The sequence below is a fragment of the Williamwhitmania taraxaci genome (assembly GCF_900096565.1).
GTDB classification, from domain to species: Bacteria; Bacteroidota; Bacteroidia; order Bacteroidales; family Williamwhitmaniaceae; genus Williamwhitmania; species Williamwhitmania taraxaci.
Genome location: NZ_FMYP01000124.1, coordinates 1 through 5,022, shown reverse-complemented (window position 1 = coordinate 5,022; position 5,022 = coordinate 1). Strand labels below are relative to the sequence as shown.

Annotated in this window: 6 protein-coding genes; 1 reads left to right on the top strand and 5 read right to left on the bottom strand. The window is 38.2% G+C overall.

The window, feature by feature from the left end:
• Positions 1–351: 351 nt before the first annotated feature.
• The 5 genes from BLS65_RS17150 to BLS65_RS17130 form a co-directional block, all read right to left on the bottom strand.
• Entirely contained in the window at positions 352–888 is a 537-nt protein-coding gene (locus BLS65_RS17150; protein WP_125869939.1) for a cobalamin B12-binding domain-containing protein, read from the bottom strand.
• A gap of 120 nt (positions 889–1,008) precedes the next feature.
• Positions 1,009–1,725 carry a sulfite exporter TauE/SafE family protein gene (locus BLS65_RS17145; protein WP_092441018.1) on the bottom strand — a complete coding sequence of 239 codons (717 nt, stop codon included), beginning with the start codon at positions 1,723–1,725 and terminating at the stop codon, positions 1,009–1,011.
• 232 nt (positions 1,726–1,957) lie between these two features.
• Entirely contained in the window at positions 1,958–3,124 is a 1,167-nt protein-coding gene (locus tag BLS65_RS17140) for an AI-2E family transporter (protein ID WP_092441017.1), read from the bottom strand.
• A gap of 191 nt (positions 3,125–3,315) precedes the next feature.
• Entirely contained in the window at positions 3,316–4,104 is a 789-nt protein-coding gene (locus tag BLS65_RS17135) for a hypothetical protein (RefSeq protein WP_092441016.1), read from the bottom strand.
• A gap of 274 nt (positions 4,105–4,378) precedes the next feature.
• Entirely contained in the window at positions 4,379–4,696 is a 318-nt protein-coding gene (locus BLS65_RS17130) for a hypothetical protein (RefSeq protein ID WP_092441015.1), read from the bottom strand.
• Between the two features lie 143 nt (positions 4,697–4,839).
• Between BLS65_RS17130 and BLS65_RS18950 the strand changes: the two genes are divergently transcribed.
• The coding region (locus BLS65_RS18950) for a helix-turn-helix domain-containing protein (protein WP_139180972.1) at positions 4,840–5,022 on the top strand (183 nt) is incomplete at its 3' end.

The window sequence follows — 5,022 nt, the reverse complement described above, 5'->3', positions numbered from 1 at the left end:
TAGCTCGTCCCTGTTGCTTTCAGCTGTCGGACATAGTAATTTACCGTATTGCGGTGTATGGCTAAACTTGAAGAACAGCTGCGGTTGCTTTCTCCTTTGATTTTTAACTGAATTAATTGTCGTACATCCATGATATCTATCTTCTTTGCGGCCATATCCCTGATTTAAGTTTCAGCGATAAGATAGAAATCATTCCTTTCAATGGCTCAATGGCGCAATTTGCGTCGAAACGGGTGGCGCAACTTCGACCGAAACAATAGCCTAAATGCACCTAAAAAAGTGGCACAACTTCGACCGAAACGCCTGGCACAACTTGAACCGAAATGGGTGGCACAACTTCGACCGTTTTATCTAGAAATAGATACTGAGTGAAATTGCAAGAAAATCTGGCTTAATTTTTCTGGTAAATTCAATCAAATCGTGGATTGGTGTATTTGCTCCAAGAAAATAGGAATTCCAACCGTTCATTTCAAAAACATCGCTAATCATCTTAATTCCTATTTGATGGAATTCACTCTCAATGCACGCAACAACTACCTTCTTGTTAATCCTTTTTTCCGAAATTACTTTACCGTAAAGCTCATTTAAGATAGCTTCGACAATTGAAGATGCTAAATGCTCAGTGGCTACGCTTATTTTATTGTTTTCCCAGAGCTCGCCTACCTCATACAATGCTTTTTTGATTATATCTTCGTACAGCTCTTGAATAGTTTGCTTTTTGGAATACTCATGAATAAACTCCGAACAAGCTAAACGGTTTCCTGAGATTAGTAATGCGAGAAATTCTTTAGATGCAGCGTGTTCTTTCGGTTCAATCATTGTCTTTTTGTGTAAGATCAAATTATAACCAAGCCAACTATCATCCCAAATATAACGATATTCTTTCACAACTGATCCAATATCGAAAAGGCAGATACTTTTCTTTTATACCACCAATATTCCGCGGCTATGTTTTGGATGGAAAAAATAGTAAAGTCCTGGCTATTGAAACCGGGACTTCGCAAACGCTCATCGTATCAGAATAAAAATACTGGAAACTAAAGTGATAATCAGAATCGCCTTTTTGAAAACAATATCAGGAATAAGGTGGTTTATTCTTTTGCCTATAAATGAACCGATATAAAGGATAGGTATAAACAACAAAACCATTTTAAAAGACTTAAAAGTTAAGATATCCAACAAAATATATCCTACCAATGCAACTACGGATGTGGCTATGCTAAACCACGAAAATATCTCGCGGAATTGCTGATTGTCGACCTTTGCCGAATGCAAGAAAAGTGCCATTGGAGGACCACTAATGGAAATACTCCCGGTTAAGAAACCCAAAAGAGCTCCTGCAATTTTATACGATCTAGTCGTCAGTTTCATTTTGTATTCAACTCCAAGAACGGAAAGGATGGACAATAGAATCAGAAAAATACTTAGGATAACAATCATTAACTCCTCGGGCAGATACTTAAGGAGTATCACCCCAAAAATGGTAAAAGCGGCGCCATAAAGTATCAGCGTATTAAATTGCTTACTGATTAGTTTGCGGTCTTTCTTTTGAAGAACAATAATGGTGGACGAGAATAAATTGCACAAAAGCAATACTGGAATAATTTCCTTTGGAGAGTACCATATCAATAATGGGGGAAGCGATACCAATGCAAAACCGAAGCCGGTGATTCCTTTCACAAGGCTTGCTACAAGCACGATCAGAATTACCCAAAAAAGTTCCATGTTTTTATGAATGAATAGCAACCGTGCTCTACATATAAAACATTGATGGGCTCAAATATAGCCAAAGAAAGCGAAAAAGAAAGCGTGCGCTGATAAGCCTCGGCAACCGACGTGGCGTAACCAGCGCTTCGGAATTATCACCCTCTTCGGTACTCTCACTACGCACAAATTGCCTCCCGAAGTCCTATTGGCACCTTGTCCCGAAAACAACATTCAGGATTAAGCAAGCTTCTTACAATTCTTCGTTAGTTGTTGGTTTGGCTTTTGAACTTTTTTTGTGAGTGGTATTACGTTTCGAAAACCAACTCCCTGTCTTTTTAAACCACGCGCTCATAGACTTACCGCTATCTTCTTGTTCTGGATCGTCCTGGCCACCAAGTAGCAGTGCAACTGGTTTAAGGTCGTCGTATTCCTCACACACAACCTTAAGCATTGCAACAAACGGTAAAAACAAAATCATTCCAACTACACCCCATACAACCGCGCCAATGATCAGGCTAAGTATGGACGCCAAGGCGTTAATTTTTAAGGTACCGCCCACAATCTTTGGCGTGAGAAAGTTATCCGAAATTAGCTGAACTGCCCAAAACAGTAAACCCACCGATACCATCATCCATCCGGAATTATTCGTCGCAAAAGCATATAAAATAGGAATAATAGCACCGGAAATGGTTCCAATATATGGGATGATGGACAACGTAGCACCTAGAAAGCCAAAAAGGAAGGGATTATCGATGCCAATAATCCAGAGACCAATACTATTGGCCAATCCAATTAAAATGGTGGTAAGTAACATTCCCAACAAGTAATCCTGTCCGACATGCTGAACGGATTTAAACATTTTCAGAACTTGTTCTTTTTTCTCTACAGGAAAAAATCCAACGAAAGCCTCGGTTAACCCTTTCCGGTAAATTAAGATTAGGAAAGTAAATACCACTGCGCCCAGCAGCCCGCTGAGAAAACTTGCAGTGCTATTAATTGAGTTCATTACCAACGAACCCGTCGATTCGCTGAGCCAACCCTTCATCCGGCCAAACAGTTCGTTTTTCTCCAAATGAATAAAACCCACATGCTTGTCGATATACAGAGTAACATCCGCAAAGGCAAGGATGATTTTATCCTGAAAATTTGCGAACTCATTGGATAGCTCTACTATTTGGCTCGAAAAGAAGGAAATTACAGCACCTACCATTAAAACAACTACGAAGATGGATAGGAAAGCAGCGAGTATTCTCTTTACTCCCCACTTCTCAAACTTTCGTGCCAGCGGAAATAGTATGAACGACATAAGCAAAGCGATGCCCAACGGAATAAGAATCGACTTGGCCAATACCAGTATTGCAAAGATCGCAATTACCGTGGCTATCACATAAAACAATTTTTGAAAAGATATTTTCATCTGAAATAAGTTTTAAAAACCATTATATACATCCGATTAACGCTACTGTTGCAATAGATTTGGTGTTGGTGCTATTGTGTATACACAGCCGATAACGTTCAACCCCGCAATATAGTAAAACCTACAGCTATTCGCCTCACTCATGAGCCCATTGAAGTTCTCGCGCTGGGCACTTCGTGCCGCTTAAAGTCCTATTTATTAGGCTGTGATATTTTTAAATCTTCCAATATTTTATTTATCTTAAATCCAATTCTTTCAATTTCAGATACATACTTATCAGTATCCTCAGAAATGGCCTTTAAAATTATCTCGTTATGTTGAATTCTTAAATCGCAATATTTCAAAAGTAAAGTATTTTGGTCTTTCAGTATTTTCGGTAAATTTTCAATTGAGTTTAATCCTTCTACTATCCTTTTGTTCTCTTTCCACATTACAATCCCTTTGCTAAATTCCTTAATCAAATAATCAGGTGTTTGAGTATCGATAACATTAAAAACTGCTACAGATTTATTCTCATTATCTACAAATTTCGCTACCTCTTTGTCATAGGCTATAGCATCAAAGTTTGGTTGAGTATTGGATAAATCACCAGCAATAAAAGCAGTTAAGGCAATTATCAACAACGCAATTGCACCTACTCCAGCTGCTTTCCATCCAGAATAAAATTCGCCACCAGATTCCTTATGATTTTTTAAACTTTCGCCCTGAATTCTCTCAACAATTAGGTATATAATTCCTGTATAAATTAAGGGAATCAAAGCATTTGGTATTTTATCAACGATCTCTTCTGGGATCGAAAATATGCCAGCAAAAATCAATATGGTTGAAACTATTCCAATTAATAGCGATTTTCGTGCATTATGAGGTTGTCCTAATGTCTCATAATTTTTCTTAACCAAATATCCTGCTGCAAGTGGTCCGCCAAAGTATGTTGCAATCGTTATTGTTCTTTGAGAATAATACTTTTTTGTTTCTTCCATTTTATGTCTTAATCTACAAGGTTTAAAATTGGTTTGTTTCGTATAGAGTCCCTCTACTAGAATTAGCGATAACTGTTTATCTATCACTAAAACATACACACCCACAATAGATATGTATAGTGTGGTTTTATACAGTATAATACTCAAATCTAACTTATTTCCCGTTTCGTTGTATCGGGTTATCCCAATTATTTTAGCGGAAGTGTAAACAAGCGGTTGCGTACAGACATATGCATTGGGACTTCTCGCTGGGCACTTCGTGCCGCTTAAAGGCCTATTTATAGGGGAAATTTGATTTGTTTGTATCGTCCATTTCAATCTCACTTAATAGCAATTCTAATAATGGTAACATTTTCTGCAATCCACCCACATTTATTATTACATTCCATACCTCCTCAAACTTTTTCCAACCTCCAGTATAAAAAAGGTGTTTCATCTGATGTTTAAATGAATCGTGAGAAAATGAAGCTTTAAAAACATTATTCCATTTATAGAACTCTTTATATGACCACCAATAACCATTTTCTAATTCCAACGCTGACAATCCGTGTGTTTCATAAACAACGTGTCTGGTATCATATCCTAAATTCAAGTAACAAATGCAACTTATAGGATTGATTGGAGAGAAAGGAATTGCATTTTTTCAGAACAGGAAGATGAGAATTACTCACCTTCGCTGCTCCGATGGAAAAAATGTGGTTCTTTACCCCCTAAGTCCTCTAAAAATAAGTTGTAATGGCGCACATCAACCAAGAGCAAAGGTATGTAATTACCCTCATGCTACAGCAAGGCAAGCTACAAAAAGAAATAGCCCTGTTTATCAACCGAAGCCCTTCCGTGATATCCCGGGAGATTCGCAGGAACAGGGATGCCAAAACGGGCATTTACGAGAGCAACGTGGCGCAGCGTGCCTACGAG

Coding starts and splice junctions, on each gene's coding strand:
- BLS65_RS17145 (WP_092441018.1), bottom strand. CDS start 1,725: ATGGAACTTTTTTGGGTAATTCTGATCGTGCTTGTAGCAAGCCTTGTG.
- BLS65_RS17135 (WP_092441016.1), bottom strand. CDS start 4,104: ATGGAAGAAACAAAAAAGTATTATTCTCAAAGAACAATAACGATTGCA.
- BLS65_RS17140 (WP_092441017.1), bottom strand. CDS start 3,124: ATGAAAATATCTTTTCAAAAATTGTTTTATGTGATAGCCACGGTAATT.